Origin of the sequence: Serratia sp. BNK-4, assembly GCF_048685115.1 — a bacterium.
Classification (GTDB): domain Bacteria; phylum Pseudomonadota; class Gammaproteobacteria; order Enterobacterales; family Enterobacteriaceae; genus Serratia; species Serratia bockelmannii.
Map to the genome: position 1 here is coordinate 4154178 of NZ_JBLQTM010000001.1, position 19096 is coordinate 4173273.

The 19096-nt window shown below is 61.1% G+C and carries 18 protein-coding genes and 1 tRNA gene; 9 read left to right on the forward strand and 10 right to left on the reverse strand.

What is annotated here, in order from left to right; genetic code table 11:
- Window positions 1-6: 6 nt before the first annotated feature.
- Entirely contained in the window at window positions 7-450 is a 444-nt protein-coding gene (locus tag ACMGGW_RS19800) for an ester cyclase (RefSeq protein ID WP_049204445.1), read from the reverse strand.
- Between the two features lie 24 nt (window positions 451-474).
- On the reverse strand, window positions 475-963 hold the full coding sequence (gene mug / locus ACMGGW_RS19805) for a G/U mismatch-specific DNA glycosylase (protein WP_049208359.1): 489 nt from the start codon (window positions 961-963) through the stop codon (window positions 475-477).
- Between the two features lie 146 nt (window positions 964-1109).
- Between mug and ACMGGW_RS19810 the strand changes: the two genes are divergently transcribed.
- Window positions 1110-1185, forward strand: a tRNA-Ile gene (locus tag ACMGGW_RS19810).
- Window positions 1186-1291: 106 nt separating this feature from the next.
- Here ACMGGW_RS19810 and ACMGGW_RS19815 read toward each other — a convergent pair.
- Both ACMGGW_RS19815 and ACMGGW_RS19820 read right to left on the reverse strand, forming a co-directional pair.
- Window positions 1292-1513 carry a hypothetical protein gene (locus ACMGGW_RS19815; RefSeq protein ID WP_043142054.1) on the reverse strand — a complete coding sequence of 74 codons (222 nt, stop codon included), beginning with the start codon at window positions 1511-1513 and terminating at the stop codon, window positions 1292-1294.
- Between the two features lie 265 nt (window positions 1514-1778).
- A complete protein-coding gene (locus ACMGGW_RS19820; RefSeq protein WP_043142051.1) occupies window positions 1779-2414 on the reverse strand; it encodes a hypothetical protein in 636 nt (211 codons plus the stop codon).
- A 175-nt stretch (window positions 2415-2589) separates the two neighbouring features.
- Between ACMGGW_RS19820 and aac(6') the strand changes: the two genes are divergently transcribed.
- From aac(6') to ACMGGW_RS19835, 3 genes are all read left to right on the forward strand, one after another.
- On the forward strand, window positions 2590-3030 hold the full coding sequence (gene aac(6'), locus ACMGGW_RS19825) for an aminoglycoside 6'-N-acetyltransferase (RefSeq protein ID WP_060448046.1): 441 nt from the start codon (window positions 2590-2592) through the stop codon (window positions 3028-3030).
- Window positions 3031-3319: 289 nt separating this feature from the next.
- A complete protein-coding gene (locus ACMGGW_RS19830; RefSeq protein WP_025304333.1) occupies window positions 3320-3961 on the forward strand; it encodes a YbhB/YbcL family Raf kinase inhibitor-like protein in 642 nt (213 codons plus the stop codon).
- A gap of 19 nt (window positions 3962-3980) precedes the next feature.
- Entirely contained in the window at window positions 3981-4859 is an 879-nt protein-coding gene (locus ACMGGW_RS19835; protein WP_197824319.1) for a helix-turn-helix transcriptional regulator, read from the forward strand.
- 13 nt (window positions 4860-4872) lie between these two features.
- Here the strand turns inward: ACMGGW_RS19835 and ACMGGW_RS19840 are convergent, their stop codons facing one another.
- Window positions 4873-5589, reverse strand: coding sequence for an HPP family protein (locus ACMGGW_RS19840; RefSeq protein WP_049204397.1), 717 nt, complete (start codon window positions 5587-5589; stop codon window positions 4873-4875).
- A gap of 170 nt (window positions 5590-5759) precedes the next feature.
- Here ACMGGW_RS19840 and yfcF point away from each other — a divergent pair, with 170 nt between their 5' ends.
- The gene (gene yfcF / locus ACMGGW_RS19845) at window positions 5760-6395 is read left to right on the forward strand and encodes a glutathione transferase (protein ID WP_004937171.1); all 636 of its coding nucleotides are present in this window, start codon (window positions 5760-5762) and stop codon (window positions 6393-6395) included.
- A gap of 73 nt (window positions 6396-6468) precedes the next feature.
- Here yfcF and ACMGGW_RS19850 read toward each other — a convergent pair whose 3' ends face one another.
- From ACMGGW_RS19850 to ACMGGW_RS19860, 3 genes are read right to left on the reverse strand one after another with little or no spacing between them, the layout of a single operon-like run.
- Window positions 6469-7710, reverse strand: coding sequence for an aromatic amino acid transport family protein (locus ACMGGW_RS19850; protein WP_043142048.1), 1242 nt, complete (start codon window positions 7708-7710; stop codon window positions 6469-6471).
- A gap of 58 nt (window positions 7711-7768) precedes the next feature.
- Complete coding sequence (locus tag ACMGGW_RS19855) at window positions 7769-9223, reverse strand: NAD-dependent succinate-semialdehyde dehydrogenase (RefSeq protein WP_089196279.1); 1455 nt, start codon at window positions 9221-9223, stop codon at window positions 7769-7771.
- Window positions 9224-9235: 12 nt separating this feature from the next.
- On the reverse strand, window positions 9236-10501 hold the full coding sequence (locus tag ACMGGW_RS19860) for a 4-aminobutyrate--2-oxoglutarate transaminase (protein ID WP_043142044.1): 1266 nt from the start codon (window positions 10499-10501) through the stop codon (window positions 9236-9238).
- Between the two features lie 121 nt (window positions 10502-10622).
- Between ACMGGW_RS19860 and ACMGGW_RS19865 the strand changes: the two genes are divergently transcribed.
- Window positions 10623-12113, forward strand: a complete 1491-nt coding sequence (locus ACMGGW_RS19865; RefSeq protein ID WP_043142041.1) for a PLP-dependent aminotransferase family protein — start codon at window positions 10623-10625, stop codon at window positions 12111-12113.
- Window positions 12114-12126: 13 nt separating this feature from the next.
- Here the strand turns inward: ACMGGW_RS19865 and ACMGGW_RS19870 are convergent, their stop codons facing one another.
- The gene (locus tag ACMGGW_RS19870; RefSeq protein WP_043142037.1) at window positions 12127-13746 is read right to left on the reverse strand and encodes an ABC-F family ATP-binding cassette domain-containing protein; all 1620 of its coding nucleotides are present in this window, start codon (window positions 13744-13746) and stop codon (window positions 12127-12129) included.
- A 307-nt stretch (window positions 13747-14053) separates the two neighbouring features.
- Between ACMGGW_RS19870 and ACMGGW_RS19875 the strand changes: the two genes are divergently transcribed.
- The gene (locus tag ACMGGW_RS19875; protein WP_127146320.1) at window positions 14054-16075 is read left to right on the forward strand and encodes an FAD-dependent oxidoreductase; all 2022 of its coding nucleotides are present in this window, start codon (window positions 14054-14056) and stop codon (window positions 16073-16075) included.
- Between the two features lie 193 nt (window positions 16076-16268).
- Here the strand turns inward: ACMGGW_RS19875 and rlmG are convergent, their stop codons facing one another.
- Window positions 16269-17408 (reverse strand): 23S rRNA (guanine(1835)-N(2))-methyltransferase RlmG, encoded by a 1140-nt coding sequence (gene rlmG, locus ACMGGW_RS19880; protein WP_197832246.1) that lies wholly within the window; start codon window positions 17406-17408, stop codon window positions 16269-16271.
- A 149-nt stretch (window positions 17409-17557) separates the two neighbouring features.
- Here rlmG and ACMGGW_RS19885 point away from each other — a divergent pair, with 149 nt between their 5' ends.
- Both ACMGGW_RS19885 and ACMGGW_RS19890 read left to right on the forward strand, forming a co-directional pair.
- The gene (locus ACMGGW_RS19885) at window positions 17558-18064 is read left to right on the forward strand and encodes a M48 family metallopeptidase (protein ID WP_004937154.1); all 507 of its coding nucleotides are present in this window, start codon (window positions 17558-17560) and stop codon (window positions 18062-18064) included.
- A 50-nt stretch (window positions 18065-18114) separates the two neighbouring features.
- Window positions 18115-19095 carry a Gfo/Idh/MocA family protein gene (locus tag ACMGGW_RS19890; protein WP_025304343.1) on the forward strand — a complete coding sequence of 327 codons (981 nt, stop codon included), beginning with the start codon at window positions 18115-18117 and terminating at the stop codon, window positions 19093-19095.
- Window position 19096 lies beyond the last annotated feature (1 nt).

The following is a 19096-nucleotide window of genomic DNA, read 5'->3' on the forward strand; positions in this document are numbered from 1 at the left end:
TATGCCTCAGAACATGCTGTTGCCGCTGGCGGTCTTCTCCGGCACCGGCTGCGTTACATCCCAATGCTCGACGATCTTCCCGGCGCTGTCGAGACGGAAGATATCGACGATCGCCGCGGTCTTGCCGGCCTCGCGCCCGCTGACTTCCACATGCAAAATCACGAAGTCGCCGTCGACAAACGCCTGTTTCACCTCACTGTGCGAATTGGGGTAACGCGTTTTCAGCAGCTCGACAAATTGACGAAAGCCCGCCACGCCGTCTTTAGCGTTGGGGTTATGCTGCTTGTACTGCTCGCCCAAAAACGGCCGCGCCGCCGCAAAATCCTTGTTGTTCAGCCCCTGCCGATAAAACTCCAGCACGTTCTGCTTGTTGCGCGCCTCCTGTGGCGAATGCCCCGCCTGTGCAGTGCCGGTCACCAATAACAGCGCCATCACACAACCTTTCATCATCGATGTCATCGCAACTCCCTTATGTCATTGCAGCGCCAGGAACAGCTCGCGATAGCTGGCAGTCAGCTGCTCCAGCGTGGCGCGGTTCAATCCGCTGGGGTTGGGCAATACCCACACCTCGGTTTGCCCCAGCACCATCGTCTGCTTGCCCCAGGGCGCGTTTTTCACCCCGAAGGCGGTGGTGAACGCCTGCTTGCCCAAAATCGCCAACGCGCGCGGCTGGTAGCGCAGGATCTTCTCTTGCAGCGCCTCGCCGCCGCTGCGCAACTCGTCGCGCGACAGCTCGCTGGCCGCCACCGTCGGGCGCGCCACCAGCGCGGTAATGCCGCAGCCGTTATCCTTCAACTGCTGCCACTGCTCCGGCGCCAGCTGGCTCTCGGTAAAGCCGGCCTGATGGATCACCTTCCAGAAGCGGTTGCTGCCGTTGGCGAAAGGGTAGCCCTGGTGGGCGGAAGAAAGGCCGGGGTTGATGCCGCAAAACACCACCCGCAGATTGGGCGCCAGAAGTTCCATGAGTGTCATGAGTCCATTGCAGGGATTTACTGCGGTTATCGCAAAATCCGCCAGCAATTACAACAGGCTAGAACTGTGCAGAAAAGCAACATACGGGCGGGTAACAGTAGACCGCCGCTTAAGGATTCCCTATAATCTCGCGGCTTGGCCCCTTAGCTCAGTGGTTAGAGCAGGCGACTCATAATCGCTTGGTCGTTGGTTCAAACCCAACAGGGGCCACCAAATTTTAGCTTTAAAATCATATAAAAAAGCCACTTCTCTCGAAGTGGCTTTTTTATTTCTTGCTCACAGTGGCGGCAAAATGGCGGCGGTATGCCGGCACTCTCAGCTATCTTTCCCCTCTTAACCAGCCTATAGCCAGACTCACCAGGAAGCCGGCAAAGAAGATCGCGATAGCCACAGCGATAGATTTCCACCACTCGTCAAACCAGAACAAGGCAACAAATGCCGTTATAGAGAACAGGCCAATGACTATGGACTCAACCAAGTCAGCAGTTTGCCGGCCAACAAATTTAGCGAACTTCACAAGAAAGGATTTTAGCCAGCTCATTGATTTTCTTAATTAACGATAGGAAGTCATCATCACTTGATCATTAGTTAAAATCCAACCGCTGGCTTTTGATTGATTTATCCGCTATCGCTCGCCTCTCACAAGGCTACACAAAGCAATAGTGACAAACACCAGCAACAGGAATATTGCCGCGCTTAGAATTCGTTGCCACCATTCGTCGAACCAGAACAGTGAGCCAAACGCAGCGATAGAAAATATCCCGCCCAAAATCGCTTCCACAAGGTGCGACAATCCTTTACCGAGCTTACTGCCCCAAGACTTTAGATAGCTCATGATTCACACCTTCACAGAACATTTTCGATTTGCTGGTATAGGCAACAAAGGGTTCAAGATACTCCTCCGCCAGAAAGTAGATCATGTCCAAATTTCGTGGCGTGAGCTTATGGTACGTTGAGGGATATTGTTCCCGCAAACGACGCGAAGAAACGGCGGCCTTTTCAATAATTCCTTGTAAAAGAATGATGTTTAGCCCAGCAATGGTGACACCTTTGAATACCCATTTGAAAAGTGTGCTGCCGATAACCTTTTTCAAAATATGGTGTGTGATTTGCTGAACCAGAATGAACTGCGTCCCCATACGTCCTGTAAGATAACCCTCTGCATGGTTAAATTTTTGGCTTAGCGCGGTTTGTGTTTGCAGATCCATCCGCTGATAGCAGTCACGGATAATCACCACTATCAGCTCACGTAGCGGGGTTTCGATACCATAACCGGCACGAACGACCTTAATAAATCGTTCCGTTTCAATTTCATTGCGGTGCTTAAGCTCTCGGCCGCCGAGCCCTGCTCCCTGCCATGTCCTACGAGCACTATAGGCAATGCCCCTTGGTAAAGACTCTATTCCCTCAAGAATTCCTTGAGCTACGGCTTTCGCATCCATAACAATCCCTTATCAGCGCCCTGGCCGTACCCTATACTAACTTCGCTTAAAATATCAACATCCCTTTCATCCTAATGAAGGGCGCCCCTCGGCATAATGGCTTTTTTGTTTCCCGCCGCCGTGCCACACTTCCCTCTCGGCATTCCTGATTTATTCCGACTCATAAGGCCCCTGCATGATCGTCAACTGCGACCACGACAACCTCGACGCCTGGCTGGCGCTGCGCTCGGCGCTGTGGCCCACCTGCCCGTTGGAAGAGCACCGCGCGGAAATGCGCGAGATATTGGCTTCGCCGCACCACACCGCGTTTATGGCGCGGGGGCTGGACGGCGCTTTCGTTGGCTTTGCCGAGATCGCGCTGCGCTACGATTACGTCAACGGCTGCGAATCGTCGCCGGTGGCGTTTTTGGAAGGGATTTATACCGCCGAACGCGCCCGCCGCCAGGGCTGGGCCGCGCGCCTGATCGCGCAGGTGCAGGAGTGGGCGAAGCAACAGGGGTGCAGCGAGCTGGCGTCGGATACCGACATCGCTAATCTGGATTCCCAACGCCTGCATGCGGCGCTGGGCTTTGCCGAAACGGAGCGGGTGGTGTTTTACCGCAAAACGCTGGGCTGATCAGGCACCTTGCGTTGCCGCTGATGCGTCAACGGCTCGGCGCGCAGCAGTCTCTTCCCCACCAATATTAACCAACCCCCTTCCTCATCCAGCGTTTTCGCCGTGGCACTCTCATCGGCACAGCAATCGTATCGGTCGCCCATCGACATAAGGCCATCAAATACAATCACAATGAGCGTAATTGGTTCTATTTTGATTGGATTTGTCGCCTTACTTTATTTTGAAAAACTTATAATGGGGACATCACATACCCGCAGATACCGCTCAATAGAACAGGAGATTGGCATTTATGAAACTGACCAGCCAAAGCTTTAAAGAAGGAGAGTTCATTCCCGGTGAGTTCGCCTTCGCTATCCCCGATGCCGCTAACCATGTCGCTTTATCGAGAAATCGCAACCCCCATCTGGCCTGGAGTGAAGTGCCTGCAGGCACGCAGTCTTTCGTGATCGTCTGCCATGATCCCGACGTGCCAAGCCGTGGTGATGATGTGAATCAAGAGGGTCGGGTTGTGCCCGCATCGTTGCCGCGCGTTGATTTCTTTCACTGGCTGCTGCTGGATATTCCGGCCAGTACCGTGGAAATTGCGGCGGGCTCTCAATCGGACGGCGTAACGCCGCGTGGCAAAGCCGGGCCAAACGCCCCTTCGGCCTATCGCCACGGCATCAATGACTATACCGGTTGGTTTGCCGCCGACGAGCAGATGAAGGGGGAATACTACGGTTACGATGGCCCATGCCCACCGTGGAACGATACGTTAGTTCATCATTATATTTTCACGGTTTATGCGCTTGCTACCCCCGGTTTGGATGTACAAGGGCCTTGGACAGGGGCTAATGTGAATGCTGCCCTGGCGGAAGCGCCGGTGTTAGCCCAGGCGAGCCTGACAGGCCTTTACAGCCTGAACCCTAACGTAGCATCAACGGCGAAATAATCGCATAAAGGAGTCGAATATGAGCCGGACCGGTTCCTTCGGATCAGTGCGAACCAGACGCGAGCAGGGTGCGAAACTTTTGCACTGGCACTCTCCGTCGGGGGCTCCGGTGTTGAGGCACCGCTTGTGCGGGGTGTGCCAGCCGACATTGAAACGTCAGCTACACACGCCGCAGTTCGTCTTCCATGAAGCGACGGTCTTGCTGATCGTGGCGGGCCAACTCGGTATCACATCGGCTTCACAACATTTGTCTCTGGAGACCCCCGGCGAACTGCTCCTGGTCCCCCCCAACACCCGCGCAGATTTAGTCAAAACGCCGGGCGATATCGATCGGCCTTTTCGCTCGATACTCCTGACGCTGTCGGCAGAACTGCTGGATGTCTTTCACCGAACCCGGCAGGCTTCACCCCCTATTCCCCCTAAAGATGACGCGTGGAAAACGCTGCCTCTGGACGAAGACCTGTCGGCGACGTTTTATCACGTGATTGAAAGCGTGGAAAAACAGGAAATCAGTGATATTCGCCTGCAATACCGCCTTCTGGACTTTTTGATCGCGCTGGCCGAACGAGGACATGTTTTTACGCATTTGCCATTGGATAGCCCATCACAGCGCCTGCGCACCTTGATTTTTGAGGCTCCGGAACAAAACTGGACGGCAGAAACAGCGGGAAAAACGTTAGCGATGAGCCCGGCAACGTTGCGGCGGTGCCTTGCCGCCGAACAGACACGCTTCGAAGACTTGCTGATAGACGTCCGTATGCATCACGCCATGATGTTGCTTCAAACCACCCGATGGGATATGACCCGCATTGCAGAGGCCTGCGGTTACAAATCCAGAGCGCGTTTTAGCGAACGCTTTCAAAAGCGTTTTGGTTACGCGCCTTCCGCCATCCGATAAAACGCTGGGCTGATCAGGCGATCTTGCTTTGCCGCTGATGCGCCAACTGCTCGGCGCGCAGCAGGATCTCCTGCAGATCGTCCTCGTCGATATCGAACAGATCCCCCTCCATCAGCGCCTCGTGCAGATCGGCGCGGGTGATGGAAACGGCATCGATCGGCAGATTGGCCGGCTTGGCCTCCGCCGGCGCCAGTGCGTGCGGGTAGCGTCGCCCGGCCAGATTATTGAACAGAATGGCCAGCGCCGCCAGCAGCACCGAGTTCAGCAGCACCGGATACAGTACGAAGTCATAGCCCATCTGGTGAATGCCGGGGCCGCCGAGGATGGCGGTCAGCGCCACCGCGCCGCCGGGTGGATGCAGGCAACGCAGCTTGAACATCAGGCCGATGGCCACCGCCGCCGCCGCGCCGCTAGCCAGGCCCGGATCGGGGATCAGCAGACCGGCGCTGACGCCCACCGTTGCCGCCAGCGCATTGCCGCCGACGATCGACCAGGGCTGCGCCAGCGGGCTGTTGGGCACGCCGAACAGCAGAACCGCCGAAGCGCCCATCGGCGCGATAAACCACAGGTTCACCTCGCCCAAAATAAAGTGGCTGATCCAACCGGCGAGCATCAGCCCCAAACCGGCGCCGACGCTGGAAATCAGCATCTCTCGCTTGCCCACCGCCAGCGGGTGCGGCCACAGGCGCGCAACTCCCACTTTTACCCGTTCAATCCACTGCGTCTTCATGTTACCCAATACGGCTCAATTCACTTGTTGGCAACAAATATATCACATCATCCTGAAGGAACTCACGGCGCCGTAAACCGCGCCGCCCAAGAACTTTTAGCTAACAGATTGATTTTTAGCCTCCCCTCGACAATGATGAATGTTCCCCCCTTAACCCCGAGGAACCGCCGATGTCTCAACCGATCACCGAGCTTTATACCGACAGTGAATTTTTCAGCCCGTACGCCATGTCCGCCTTTGTCGTGCTGACGGAAAAAGGCATTCCGTTCACCGTGAAGCCGGTGGATCTGGCGAAGGAAGAGAACAAAGAGGCGGCCTACGCGGCGCTGTCGCTCACCCGCCGGGTACCGACGCTGGCGATCGGCGAATTCCAGCTCTCGGAGTCTTCGGCGATCGCCGAATACCTGGAAGACATCCACCCGGCCCACGCCGTATACCCGCGCGACGTGAAGCTGCGCGCCAAGGCGCGCGAGATCCAGGCCTGGCTGCGCAGCGATCTGCTGCCGATCCGCGCCGAGCGCTCGACCGAGGTGGTGTTCAACAACGGCAAGTTCCCGCCGCTGTCCGAAGCCGCGCAGGAGGCCGCACGCAAGCTGATCGCCGCCGTGGAAAAACTGCTGAGCCACGGGCAGGACAATCTGTTCAGGGAGTGGTGCATCGCCGACACCGATCTGGCGCTGATGCTCAACCGGCTGGTGATGCACGGCGATCCGGTGCCGGAGCGCGTGCGCCACTATGCGCACAAGCAGTGGCAGCGCCCGTCGGTGCAGGCGTGGCTGGCATTGTCGGAAAAACGGCGCGCCTGAGAAAAAAATCGGCGGCCACGACGCCGCCGTTCTCAATGCCGAGAAACAACATCACTGCTTGAGGGAAGGCAAATCACCATCCAGAGGGCAGATAGCCTAACAATGAAGCGATGGCGTACACCGCGCTGGCCAGATACAGCAACACAATGCTGACCTGCAGCAACGGGTGCGTGATCCAGTTGCACTGCCAGCGCGGGGTCTGGTCGCCCTGTTTGCGCGCGCCGCGCAGGATCAGCATCGGCATGATCGACAGGATCACCCCGCTGAACACCCCGGCGAAGTAGAGCGCGTTGACGAACGACACCAGCCCGCTGTAGGCCAGCACGAACGGCGGCACCACCACCAACAGCAGCACGCCGAAGCGGCGCAGCGGCAGCTCGTCGTTGCCCAACCGGAACTTGTCGAAAATATTGGTCAGGAAGCTGCCGCCCAATCCCCAGTACGAGGTCAGCATCGCACACAGCGCGAAGATGTTGGCGGAGAAGAACGCCCACTGCCCCAGCGCCTGGCCCCAGGAAATGGTGGCCACGTCGGAGATGTCATCCAGCCCGCTGAGCGCGATCACCGACATCGGCACCGCCGCCAGCAAAATGAAGGTCACCACCATGCCGACGATGATCGCCTTCGGCAACTGCTCCGGCTTGTCGGCGAAGCCGCGCGCCATTTCCGGCACGATGTACTGCGCCGAGAAGCAGAACACCACCACGTTGAACACTGGCACCATATAGCGCCAGTCGCCGTCCAGCAGGTTGCGCATCTGGGTGGTGTCTTTCAGCAGCGTCGCCGCCACCAGCGCGGTCAACATCACCACCATGCCGATGCTGATGAACTTCTCGCCGCGGCCGATCGCTTTCAACCCCAGGTACAGCACGCCGGCGGCGGGCACGAAGAACAGCAGGCTGCCCAGCGCCGGCGAGATGCCGAACAGCGATTGCAACAGCTTGCCGCTGCCGGTCATATAGGCGGTGAGCGCCCCAACGCTGTTGACGCACACCGAAGCGAACATCAGCCAGGCGCCCAGGCCGCCGACGTAGCGCTTCGCCAGCCCGCTCAGCTGCAGATGCGCGCGGGTGCGCAGCGTGGATTCGGCAACGTACAGCATGGTGATGGTGGTCAGGCTTCCCACCAGCACCAGCCAGAACAGCAGCGGCAGAAAGCCGGCCTTGCTGGAGGCGTAGGCGATGGAGAGCACCCCGGCGCCGATGTTGGTGCCGACGATCATCGCCACCCCTTCGAGGAAACTTAACGATTTGGCGGGTGCAGGTGCTCGCACCCCGGCGGCAAGCGCCGGAGAAACAGAGATATTATCAGACATGCATCATCCTTTATCGCCCGGCGACGCTGGCCGCCGGGATGGGTTAACGTCCTGACGCTCAACAGCTCACATCGATACACAGGTATTTCAGCTCCAGATATTCTTCTATCCCGTAGCGCGATCCTTCACGCCCGAGCCCTGACTGTTTCACGCCGCCGAACGGCGCCACTTCGTTGGAAATCAGCCCGGTGTTGATGCCGACCATGCCGTACTCCAGCGCTTCCGGCACGCGCCACTGGCGCGCGGCGTTCTGCGTGAACAGGTAGGCGGCCAGGCCGAATTCGGTGTCGTTGGCCATGGCGATGGCTTCCGCCTCGTCATGGAAGCGGAACAGCGGCGCCACCGGCCCGAAGGTTTCTTCTTTGGCGAAGCGCATCTTCTGCGTCACGCCGGTCACCACCGTCGGCTGGAAGAAAGTGCCGCCGAGCGCGTGCGGCTGGCCGCCGGTGGCGATCTGTGCCCCTTTGATCAGCGCGTCGTCGATATGGCTCTGCACCTTCGCCACCGCATCGCTGTCGATCAGCGGCCCTTGGGTGGTGCCTTCGTGGCTGCCGTCTCCCACTTTCAACTGCTCGACCGCCGCCACCAGCTTCTCCGCCAGCCGCTCGTAGATGCCGTCCTGCACGTAGATACGGTTGGCGCAGACGCAGGTCTGGCCGCTGTTGCGGAACTTGGAGGCCATGATGCCCGCCACCGCCGCATCCAGATTGGCGTCGTCGAACACGATGACCGGCGCATTGCCGCCCAGCTCCAGCGACAGTTTCTTGATGCTCGGTGCGCACTGCGCCATCAGGATGCGGCCGACCTCGGTCGAGCCGGTAAAGCTCAGCTTGCGCACCACCGGACTGTCGCACAGCACCTTGCCCACCTGCGCCGCTTCGCCGGTCACCACCTGCAAAACGCCGGCGGGAATGCCGGCGTCCTGCGCCAGCTTGGCCAGCGCCAGCGCGGTCAGCGGCGTTTGCTCGGCCGGTTTGACGATGATGGCGCAACCGGCCGCCAGCGCTGGCGCCACCTTGCGGGTGATCATCGCCGCCGGGAAATTCCACGGGGTGATGGCCGCGCACACGCCGATCGGCTGCTTCACCACCACCAGGCGCTGCGAAGCCTGCGGCGCCTGCAATACCGCGCCGTCCACCCGCTTGGCCTCTTCGGCAAACCAGGTGATGAACGACGCGGCGTACGCCACTTCGCCGCGCGCTTCCGCCAGCGATTTGCCCTGCTCGGCGGTCATCAGCTGCGCCAGATCTTCCTGCGCGGCCAACACCTTGTCGGCCCAGGACAACAGCAGCGCAGAACGCTGCTTGGCGGTCAGCTGTTTCCAGTCATTTTGCGCCCGCTGCGCCGCCGCGATCGCCTGCTGGGTTTCCTCTTCGCTGACCAGCGGAATGCTGGCCAGTTCGGCGCCGGTGGCCGGGTTGATCACCGCTTCGCGTTTGCCACTCAGGGCATCGCACCATTCGCCGTTGATCAGACACTGGCTGCGCAACAGCTCGGGATTATTCAATTTCATGCCGATAGCTCCTTAGTGGGCCAGCGCGCGGGACAGAATGCCCATCGCCTTGGTGAACTGATCGTCCGGGATGGTCAGCGGGTAGAGGAAGCGGATCACGTTGCCGTTCACGCCGCAGCTCAGCAGCAGCAGCCCTTCCGCCATCGCCTTCTGCTGCACCTGACGGGTGATCTCCGCCGAAGGCTTGCCGGTAGATGGATCGTTGAACTCCACCGCCACCATCGATCCCTGCGCGCGCACATCGGCGATCGCCGGGCTGGTTTTGCGCGCCTGCTGGAGCACTTCCACCAGGTGCTGCCCCAAGCGCTGGGCGCGCTGGCACAGCTGCTCTTCGTCGATCACGTCCAGCACCGCGTGCGCGGCGGCCACCGCCAGCGGGTTACCGGCGTAGGTGCCGCCCAGCCCGCCCGGCGCCGGCGCGTCCATCACCTCGGCGCGGCCCGCCACCGCCGACAGCGGCATGCCGCCCGCCAGGCTTTTCGCCATGGTGATCAAATCGGGCTTAACGCTGTAGTGCTCCATGGCGAACAGCTTGCCGGTACGGGCGAAGCCGGTCTGCACCTCGTCGGCGATCAGCAGAATGCCGTGCTGGTCACACAGCGCACGCAGCGCCTGCATGAACTCGGCCGGCGCCACGTTGAAGCCGCCCTCGCCCTGCACCGGCTCCAGCACAATGGCCGCCACCTGCTTGGGATCGATATCCGCTTTAAACAGGCGATCCAGGCTGTTCATCGCGTCTTCGGTGGTCACGCCGTACAGCGCATTCGGGTACTGGCCGTGGAACACCGAGCCGGGGAATGGGCCAAAGCCCAGTTTGTAAGGCGCCACTTTGCCGGTCAGCGCCATGGTCATATAGGTGCGGCCGTGGAAGCCGCCGCCGAAGGTGATCAAGCCCGGACGGCCGGTGTAAGCGCGGGCGATCTTCACCGCGTTTTCCACCGCTTCCGCGCCGGTGGTGAAGAAAGCGGTTTTACACGGACCGGCGATCGGCGCGCGCTGGTTGATGCGCTCCGCCAACGAGACATAGCTTTCGTAAGGAACGATCTGATAGGCGGTGTGGGTGAAGGCCTGCAGCTGCTTTTCAATTGCGGCGATCACTTTCGGGTGGCGATGCCCGGTGTTCAGCACGGCGATCCCCGAAGCAAAGTCGATCACTTCTTTGCCTTCCACATCCCACAGCGTGGCGTTCTCTGCGCGCTCGGCGTAAAAACCACACATCACGCCCACTCCGCGCGGGGTGGCGTCCTGACGGCGTTGGTTCAATTCTGCGTTTTTCATGCTGTTCTCTCCGGTCGGTGCCAGTTACACGTTTCGTTCACATTCGTGAAACAATGCCGTTTATTTACACAGGATGTGGCCCTATAATCGAGTGCCAGTTACGAATAATTGAGGGATCCAATTGCGCTCATTGAGTGGTGATCTGTTGCTGCAGCGCCTCGGCGAACAGCCCGATGACAAGCTGCACAAGCGGCTTTACAACGCGATCCGCACCAGTATTCTCGACGGCAGCCTGCCGCCCTCCAGCCGCCTGCCCGCCTCGCGCGATCTGGCGCAGGAGCTCAGCCTGTCCCGCAACACCGTGTTAACCGTTTATGAACAACTGCTGGCGGAAGGCTACGTGTCGGCGCGCGCCGGCAGCGGCACCTTCGTCGCCGACACGGTGCCGGACAGCTGCCTATCCACCGGCGGCACTCCGGCGGACGGCAGCGGGCAACCGCGGCGCGTCGAACTGTCGGAGCGCGGCGCCACGCTGCTGCACCACGCCAGCGCCAGCCCAAAACAGTGGGGGGCGTTCATTCCCGGCGTGCCCGACGTCAACGCCTTTCCTCATCAGCTGTTCAGCAAGATCCAGGCGCGCCTTAGCCGCCGCCCGGCGCCGCAGCGGCTGACCTACAGCAATCAGGGCGGCAGCCCGGAGCTACAGCATGCGTTGGTGGAGTATTTACGGGTGGCGCGCTCGGTGCGCTGCTCGCCGGAACAGATCCTGATCACTGAAGGCATCCATCAGGCGATCGATCTGGTGACGCGCATGTTGTGCAATCCGGGGGATGACGCCTGGATCGAAGAACCGGGCTATTGGGGGATCCGCAATATCCTGCGCATCAATGCGTTGAACATCTGCCCGCTGGCGGTGGACGAGGCCGGGCTGGTGCCGCCGGAGCAGCCAACGACGCCACCCCGCCTGATTTTCGTCACCCCGTCGCACCAGTATCCGCTCGGCTCGGTGATGAGCCTGGCGCGCCGCCAACGGCTGCTGGCGCTGGCGCGCAACGCCGGCGGCTGGATCGTCGAGGACGACTACGACAGCGAATTCCGCTTTTCCGGCCAACCGATCCCGGCGCTGCAAGGGCTGGAGGCCGACGCGCCGGTGATCTACATCGGCACCTTCAGCAAAACGCTCTACCCGGCGCTGCGCCTCGGCTATGTGGTATTGCCGCCGCCGCTGGTGCAGCCGCTGAAAACCGCCCACGCCGAGCTGTATCGCGGCGGGCACCTGCTGATCCAGAGCGCGCTGGCGGAATTCATCCAAGAGGGGCACTACACCGCGCACATCCGCCGCATGCGGCTGCTGTACGCCCGGCGGCGCGCCTTCCTAACCGGCCTGATCGAACAGCACCTCGGCAAACAGGCGCTCAGCGAATTCAACAGCAACGCCGGATTGCACCTGATCCTCAACCTGCCGGACGAGGCCGACGACGTGGCGATCGCCGCCGCCGCCGGCGCGCAGGGGGTGCTGGTGCGGCCGCTGTCGCGCTACTACATGCTGCCCAACCGCCGGCGCGGCCTGCTGATGGGGTTTGCCTGCGTGCCGGAAGAGCAGATGGCCGCGGCCTTCACCCAGCTGCTGGCGTGCATCAACGTACCTGCAATGAAAAAGGCGGCTCCTTAAGGTCGCCTACGCATTACCAGGCCTGAAGCCGCCAGCCATCCGCCTGCCGGTGCAGGCGGTGCGTCGGCCGCAGCGCCTGCAGGAAGTCTTCGTCGTGCGACACCACCAGCATCGCGCCGGGGAAATCCGCCAGCGCAGTTTCGATCGCCAGCGACGACGCCAGATCCAGGTGGTTGGTCGGCTCGTCGAGCAACAGCAGCTGCGCCGGTTGCTGTCGCCACAGCGCGCAGGCCAACGCCGCCTTGAGCCGTTCACCGCCGCTCAGCGAGCCCAGCGGCAGCGCGATGCGATCTGCGCCAAGCTGCAGCTGCGCCAACCGGGTGCGCAACGCGCCTTCCGCCAGCGGCGAATCCTGCAGCCCCAGATGCTCCATCACCGACAGATTCGGGTCGAGCTGCGACAGGGTTTGATCGAGGTAGGCCGTCGACAGCGGGCAATGACAATGGCCGGAAAGCGCCGTCAGCTGACCGAGAACGGTCTTCAGTAAGGTGGACTTGCCACAGCCGTTGGGGCCGGTCAACGCCACGCGCATCGGGCCGTCGATACGCAGATCGAGCGGCGGCGCGCTGACGAACGGCAGCTGCAGCCGCTCGAGCACCAGCACCTGCTTGTTCGCGCTCACTTCGCTGCCGGGCAGTGCCAGCAACACCGGCTGTTCCTCTTCCACCCGCTGATAGGCTTCGCGCACCGCCGCATCGAGGCTGTCGCGCTGATCCTGATGCTGTTTGCGCAGCGTACCGAGGCTCTCCTTCGCCGCCGACTTGTAGGCCACCCGCTCAAAAGAGGCGATATTCAGCGTATCGACGACGCGCAGCGTTTGCGCCGAGCGCCGCTGGCTCATGTCGTGCTCTTTTTGCTGGCGGGCGCGGGTGCGGCGGCGCTCCTCGCGCGCATGCTCCAGATCGGCGCGCGCCGCCTGCTGTTCCGTGTCGCGCTGGCGCCGGTAGTCATCGTAGTTGCCGCCGTAGCTGCGCAGCGCGCCGGGCGTCAGTTCGACGATGCGCGCCATGCGCGCCAGCAGCTGCCGGTCATGGCTGGCGATCAGCAACCCGCCCCGCCACTGATCCAGCTGCTGATACAGCCAGGCGCGCCCGACGCTGTCGAGGTGGTTGGTCGGTTCGTCCAGCAGCAGAAAATCCCCCTCGCCGATCAAGGCGCCGCACAGCGCCGCGCGCATTCGCTCGCCGCCGCTCAGAGAACTTGCGGATCGCAACGGATCGAAGGCCGGCAGCCCGGCGGCGGCGAAGGCGTTTTGCAGGCGATCGTTGAGATCCCAGCGCCCTTCCAGACGATCGATATCGTCCGCCAGCGGCCGCCCCTGCTCGAGACGCGCCAGCGCGGCAAACACCTCGCCATAGCCCAACAGCTGGGCCAGCGTGGTGTCCGCGGCGATCTCCGGCTGCTGCGCAACGTAAGCCAATGCGGCATGGGATTCGACGTGACCGTTACCCGGCCGATCCAACCCGGCGATCAGGCGCAGCAGCTGGGTTTTGCCGACGCCGTTGCGCCCCACCAGGCCACAGCGCTGCCGATCGAAAGCGAGATCCAGCGGGCCGAACAGCGTTTCGCCGTCAGCAAATTGGCAGGTCAGTTGATGTAAAACGAAATAAGGGGACTGCGCAAAATGAGCCATAAGCACTCCTGAATGAGATCAAAACATCCCCACAGGGCGCAAGAGCGCACAGCGTGGGACCAGATATCAACAGGTGTGGGTGTTCATTTTCGGTTATGGCTCCGCAGAGAGAAGGAATTTACAACGCGCAAAGGTTAACCGATCTTTTGTTCGTTATGCAAACAGAGTCTGAGATTCATGACGTCTATCACATTCGGCGCAACGCAGATTCCCAAGCGGCATGACAACGGCTAGATTTATCTCATCCGACCACTTGTGTTCACATAATTATAACAACGGGCCCCGATTTCACCCGATGGAGAGTGCAATGAGCAATTACCCTCACCTGCTGGCGCCGCTGGATCTCGGCTTCACCACCCTGAAAAACCGGGTGCTGATGGGATCGATGCATACCGGCCTGGAAGAGCTGCCCGACGGCCCGCAGCGCCTGGCCGCGTTCTATGCCGAGCGCGCCGCCGCCGGCGTGGCGCTGATCGTCACCGGCGGCATTGCCCCGAACGAACAGGGCGTGGTGTTTCGCGGCGGTTCGATCCTCAACAGCGAGGCGCAATTGCCTCACCACCGCCCGGTAACCGAGGCCGTCCACCGGGCGGGCGGCAAAATTGCGCTGCAGATCCTGCACACCGGCCGCTACAGCTATCAACCCAAGCTGGTGGCCCCTTCCGCGCTGCAGGCGCCAATCAACCCGTTTACGCCGAGCGCGCTCAGCGCAGCGGAGATCGAGCAGACTATCGCCGACTTCGCCCGCTGCGCGGCGCTGGCGCAGCAGGCCGGCTATGACGGCGTTGAGGTGATGGGATCCGAGGGCTATCTGATCAACCAATTCTTGACGACGCGCACCAACCAACGCGACGACCAATGGGGCGGCAGCTTCACCAACCGCATGCGGTTCGCCGTCGAGACCGTCAGGGCGGTGCGCCAGGCCGTGGGCCCGGCATTCATTCTGATCTACCGGCTGTCGATGCTCGATCTGGTGGAGGACGGCTCCAGCTGGCAGGAGATCGAACAGCTGGCGCTGGCGGTCGAACAGGCGGGCGCCACGATCATCAATACCGGCATCGGCTGGCACGAAGCGCGCATCCCGACCATCGCCACCATGGTGCCGCGCGCCGGATTCAGCTGGGTAACCCGCAAGCTGATGGGCAAGGTCAGCATCCCGCTGATCACCACCAACCGCATCAACGATCCGGCGGTGGCCGAGCAGGTGCTGGCGGACGGCTGTGCCGACATGGTGTCGATGGCGCGCCCGTTCCTTGCCGACGCAGCCTTTGTGCAGAAAGCCGCCGAGGGGCGCGCCGACGAGATCAATACCTGCATCGGCTGCAACCAGGCCTGCCTCGACCAGATATTTGAAGGCAAGCTGACCTCCTGCCTGGTCAACCCGCGCGCCTGCCGCGAAACCGAAATGCCGCTGACGATGGCGGAGAAACCGAAAAAGCTGGCGGTGATCGGCGCCGGCCCCGCCGGGCTGGCGTTTGCCACCACCGCCGCCAGCCGTGGCCATCAGGTGACGCTGTTCGACGCCGCCGAGCAGATCGGCGGCCAGTTCAACATCGCCAAACAAATCCCCGGCAAGGAAGAATTCCATGAAACCCTGCGTTACTTCCGCCGCCAGTTGGCGCTGCGCGAAGTGACGGTCAGGTTGGGCGTCAAGGTCGAGGCGGCGGATTTAAGCGAATTCGACGAAGTGATCCTCGCCTGCGGCATCGTGCCGCGCACCCCGGACATCCCCGGCATCGGGCACGCCAAGGTGCTGAGCTATCTGGACGTACTGCGCGATAAAAAACCGGTCGGCCAGCGGGTGGCGATCATCGGCGCCGGCGGCATCGGCTTCGACACCGCCGAGTACCTTAGCCAGCACGGCATGTCCAGCAGCCTGGATCAGACGGAATTCAACCGCGAATGGGGCATCGATGGTCGCCTTGAGCAACGCGGCGGGCTTGCAGCGCAAGGCCCTCAGGCGCCACGCGCCGCGCGGCAGATCTACCTGTTGCAACGTAAAACCAGCAAGGTAGGCGAAGGCCTGGGGAAAACCACCGGTTGGATCCACCGCGCCAGCCTGGCGATGCGCGGCGTGAAGATGCTCAATAGCGTCAACTATCGGCTGATCGACGATGAAGGGCTGCACATCACCCGCGCCGAGCAGGAAAGTTGCCTGCCGGTGGACACGGTGATCGTCTGCGCCGGGCAGGAACCGCGCCGCGAGCTGCAGCAACCGCTGCTGGCGATGGGGAAAATCGTGCACCTGATCGGCGGCGCCGACGTGGCTGCCGAGCTGGACGCCCGCCGTGCGATCGATCAGGGCACGCGGCTGGCGATGTCACTGTAAAAAAGGGGCGCCCGGCGCCCCTGATATTGATGACAAACCTCATCCCCATGCCGGGTAGGCAGAGACCAGCGAAAAGAAAACAAGGAAAATCAATTTATTGATTTTCGGCTGATAACCACAAAGGGGGAAAAACCACGCTTTTTCCCCTTTGTCTACAGACTGAGGGGCGCCCGGCGCCCCTGGTTATTCACGCTCAGCGACGCGCGCCGGATTTCACCGCTTTCAGGATCACGAACTTCTTGTTCGAGGCCACCAGCGTGCAGTTGCCGAACAGGCGCTTGAGTTTCTGATGATAGTCGAGGTGACGGTTGCCGACGATGCGCAATTCGCCACCCACCTGCAGGCAGCGCTTGGCGTCGCAGAACATCTGCCAGGCGGTGTGATCGGTAATGGCGTGTTGCTGGTGGAACGGTGGGTTGCACAGCACCGCCTGCACGCTTTCACGCTCGATGCCCGCCAGCGCGTTGTTCACCTCAAACTGACAGCGATCCAGCTCTTGTGGCAGATTGTGCTCCACATTCAGCTCGCTGGAGGCCACCGCCATGTAAGATTCATCGACGAAGGTCACCTGCGCTTCCGGGTTTTGCGCCAGCGCCGCCAGGCCAATCACGCCGTTGCCGCAGCCCAGATCGACGATATGGCCGTTCAGGCCACGCGGCAGGTGATCCAGGAACAGGCGCGCGCCGATATCCAGGCTGCCGCGCGAGAAGACGTTGGCGTGGTTGTGGATCAGCCAATCGGTGCCGTCCAGCGTCCAGTTGGTGGTTTCCGCCGCCGCCGGCGGGACGATGTCCGCCGCCTGGCAGAAGATCAGGCGCGCCTTCTTCCACGCCAGGCTGGTGCGCGTCGGGCCCAGCACCTTTTCGAACAGCTGCATCGTCGAGGTATGCACATCGCGCGCTTTAGCGCCGGCGACGATCAGCGTGTCTTCGGTCACAACGTGGCGCAGCGCGCGCAGCTGCTGTTCCAGCAGCGCCAGCGCTTTCGGCACGCGAATCAGCACCACCGCCGGCGCCGCCGGCAGCTCGGCGAGGCTGTCCAACAGCGTGACCTGCTCAGGATCCAGACCGTTGAGCTTGAGGTTGTGACGCGTCGCCAGCTGGCTCATGTACGAGTCGCTGACGCTGTAAGGGCGATGCGCGTGCAGCGCACAGGCCAGGGTGCCGAAGTTATCGTTGAAAATCAGCACCGGGTGTCCGCCGATATCTACGTTTTCAAGCTGTTGCAGCAGATATTCATCCGCCGCTTCCCACGCCTGCAACTGGGTGGATTCTTCCTGTTGGGGATAACGCTCCAGCTCAAGTTGCTGTGTTCCCAGATCGAGTTGGCTCATTGCCCCTCCTGACTGATAAAATTTGGGCTGTTTATCCCCTAAAAACGCCCGTCAGTAAAATGTTTTTTCGGATAAATTGCGTATGTCAGGATTTGAGCGAAAAAACAGCATAGAATGACCGGCTGAATGGCCGTTGATACGGAACAAGAATGTCTGAATTGACCTACCTGCAAGGCTACCCAACGCATCTGCAAAGCCAGGTGCAACAACTGATCCATCAGAATCGGCTGGGGGACGTGCTGCTGCAGCGCTATCCGCAGGTGCACGACTGCACGACCGACAAATCGCTGTATCAGTTTACCGTCGATCTGAAAAACCAGTATCTGCGCAACGCCCAGCCGCTGAGCAAGGTGGCCTACGACAGCAAGATCCACGTCATGAAGCACGCGCTCGGCCTGCATACCGCTATCTCGCGCGTGCAGGGCGGCAAGCTGAAGGCCAAGGCGGAAATCCGCGTGGCGACGGTGTTCAAGGTCGCGCCCGAACCGTTCCTGCGCATGATCGTGGTGCATGAGCTGGCGCACCTGAAAGAGAAAGATCACAACAAGGCATTCTACAGTCTGTGCTGCCATATGGAGCCGGATTACCACCAGTTGGAATTCGATACCCGGCTGTATCTGACGCACCTTTCGCTGTTCGGCGAGCTGTATGCATAGCGAGTGAGGGCGTGATAATCTGCGGTTTTAAGCCTGGACCGGAGCTCGCCATGATTCGCTTTGCCGTCGTCGGCACCAACTGGATTACGGAACGTTTTATCGATGCCGCCCATGAAAGCGGCAAACTCAAGTTGAGCGCCGTGTATTCACGCTCGCTGGAACAGGCGCAGGCGTTTGGCGCCAACTATCAGGTCACGCAGTTTTTCGACTCTCTCGAGGCGATGGCCCAGTCCGACGCCATAGACGCGGTGTATATCGCCAGCCCCAATTCCCTGCACTGCCCGCAATCGCTGCTGTTCCTGCGCCATAAAAAGCACGTGATCTGCGAAAAACCGCTGGCCTCCAACCAGCGCGAAGCGGAACAGCTGGTAGCCTGCGCGCGGGAAAATCAGGTGGTGCTGTTCGAGGCGTTCAAAAGCGCCTATCTGCCGAATTTTCTGGCGCTGCAACAGGCATTGCCGAAAATCGGCCGGCTGCGCAAAGCCTTCATCAACTACTGCCAATACTCTTCGCGCTACCCGCGCTACCTGGCCGGCGAGAACCCCAACACGTTTAATCCACAGTTCTCCAACGGCTCCATCATGGACATCGGCTACTACTGCCTGGCCAGCGCGGTGGCGCTGTTCGGCGCGCCGCAGTCGGTGCTCGCCAGCGCCACGCTGCTCGATACCGGCGTGGACGCCCACGGCACCGTCTGCCTGAACTACGGCGATTTCGACGTCACGCTTTCCCATTCCAAGGTCAGCGACTCGGCGATCCCCAGTGAGATCCAGGGGGAGGAAGGCACGCTGATTATCGACAAGATTTCCGAGTGCCAGGGCGTGGCGCTGACGCCGCGCGGCGGCAACCGCCAGGATCTGAGCCAGCCGCAGCACATCAACACCATGCTGTATGAGGCGCTGGCCTTCGCCGAGTTGGTTGAGAAGCGTCAGGTGGAACATCCAGGGCTGGAGAATTCGCTGATCGTCGCCCGCCTGCTGACCGACATCCGCCGCCAGACCGGCGTCGTTTTCCCCGCCGACGGAGAATGAG

What these genes read in the sequence shown, in the direction of transcription:
- ACMGGW_RS19800 (WP_049204445.1), bottom strand. Translation starts at nt 450, where the DNA reads ATGATGAAAGGTTGTGTGATGGCGCTGTTATTGGTGACCGGCACTGCA.
- mug (WP_049208359.1), bottom strand. Translation starts at nt 963, where the DNA reads ATGGAACTTCTGGCGCCCAATCTGCGGGTGGTGTTTTGCGGCATCAAC.
- ACMGGW_RS19815 (WP_043142054.1), bottom strand. Translation starts at nt 1,513, where the DNA reads ATGAGCTGGCTAAAATCCTTTCTTGTGAAGTTCGCTAAATTTGTTGGC.
- ACMGGW_RS19820 (WP_043142051.1), bottom strand. Translation starts at nt 2,414, where the DNA reads ATGGATGCGAAAGCCGTAGCTCAAGGAATTCTTGAGGGAATAGAGTCT.
- ACMGGW_RS19830 (WP_025304333.1), top strand. Translation starts at nt 3,320, where the DNA reads ATGAAACTGACCAGCCAAAGCTTTAAAGAAGGAGAGTTCATTCCCGGT.
- ACMGGW_RS19835 (WP_197824319.1), top strand. Translation starts at nt 3,981, where the DNA reads ATGAGCCGGACCGGTTCCTTCGGATCAGTGCGAACCAGACGCGAGCAG.
- ACMGGW_RS19840 (WP_049204397.1), bottom strand. Translation starts at nt 5,589, where the DNA reads ATGAAGACGCAGTGGATTGAACGGGTAAAAGTGGGAGTTGCGCGCCTG.
- yfcF (WP_004937171.1), top strand. Translation starts at nt 5,760, where the DNA reads ATGTCTCAACCGATCACCGAGCTTTATACCGACAGTGAATTTTTCAGC.
- ACMGGW_RS19850 (WP_043142048.1), bottom strand. Translation starts at nt 7,710, where the DNA reads ATGTCTGATAATATCTCTGTTTCTCCGGCGCTTGCCGCCGGGGTGCGA.
- ACMGGW_RS19855 (WP_089196279.1), bottom strand. Translation starts at nt 9,223, where the DNA reads ATGAAATTGAATAATCCCGAGCTGTTGCGCAGCCAGTGTCTGATCAAC.
- ACMGGW_RS19860 (WP_043142044.1), bottom strand. Translation starts at nt 10,501, where the DNA reads ATGAAAAACGCAGAATTGAACCAACGCCGTCAGGACGCCACCCCGCGC.
- ACMGGW_RS19870 (WP_043142037.1), bottom strand. Translation starts at nt 13,746, where the DNA reads ATGGCTCATTTTGCGCAGTCCCCTTATTTCGTTTTACATCAACTGACC.
- ACMGGW_RS19875 (WP_127146320.1), top strand. Translation starts at nt 14,054, where the DNA reads ATGAGCAATTACCCTCACCTGCTGGCGCCGCTGGATCTCGGCTTCACC.
- rlmG (WP_197832246.1), bottom strand. Translation starts at nt 17,408, where the DNA reads ATGAGCCAACTCGATCTGGGAACACAGCAACTTGAGCTGGAGCGTTAT.
- ACMGGW_RS19885 (WP_004937154.1), top strand. Translation starts at nt 17,558, where the DNA reads ATGTCTGAATTGACCTACCTGCAAGGCTACCCAACGCATCTGCAAAGC.
- ACMGGW_RS19890 (WP_025304343.1), top strand. Translation starts at nt 18,115, where the DNA reads ATGATTCGCTTTGCCGTCGTCGGCACCAACTGGATTACGGAACGTTTT.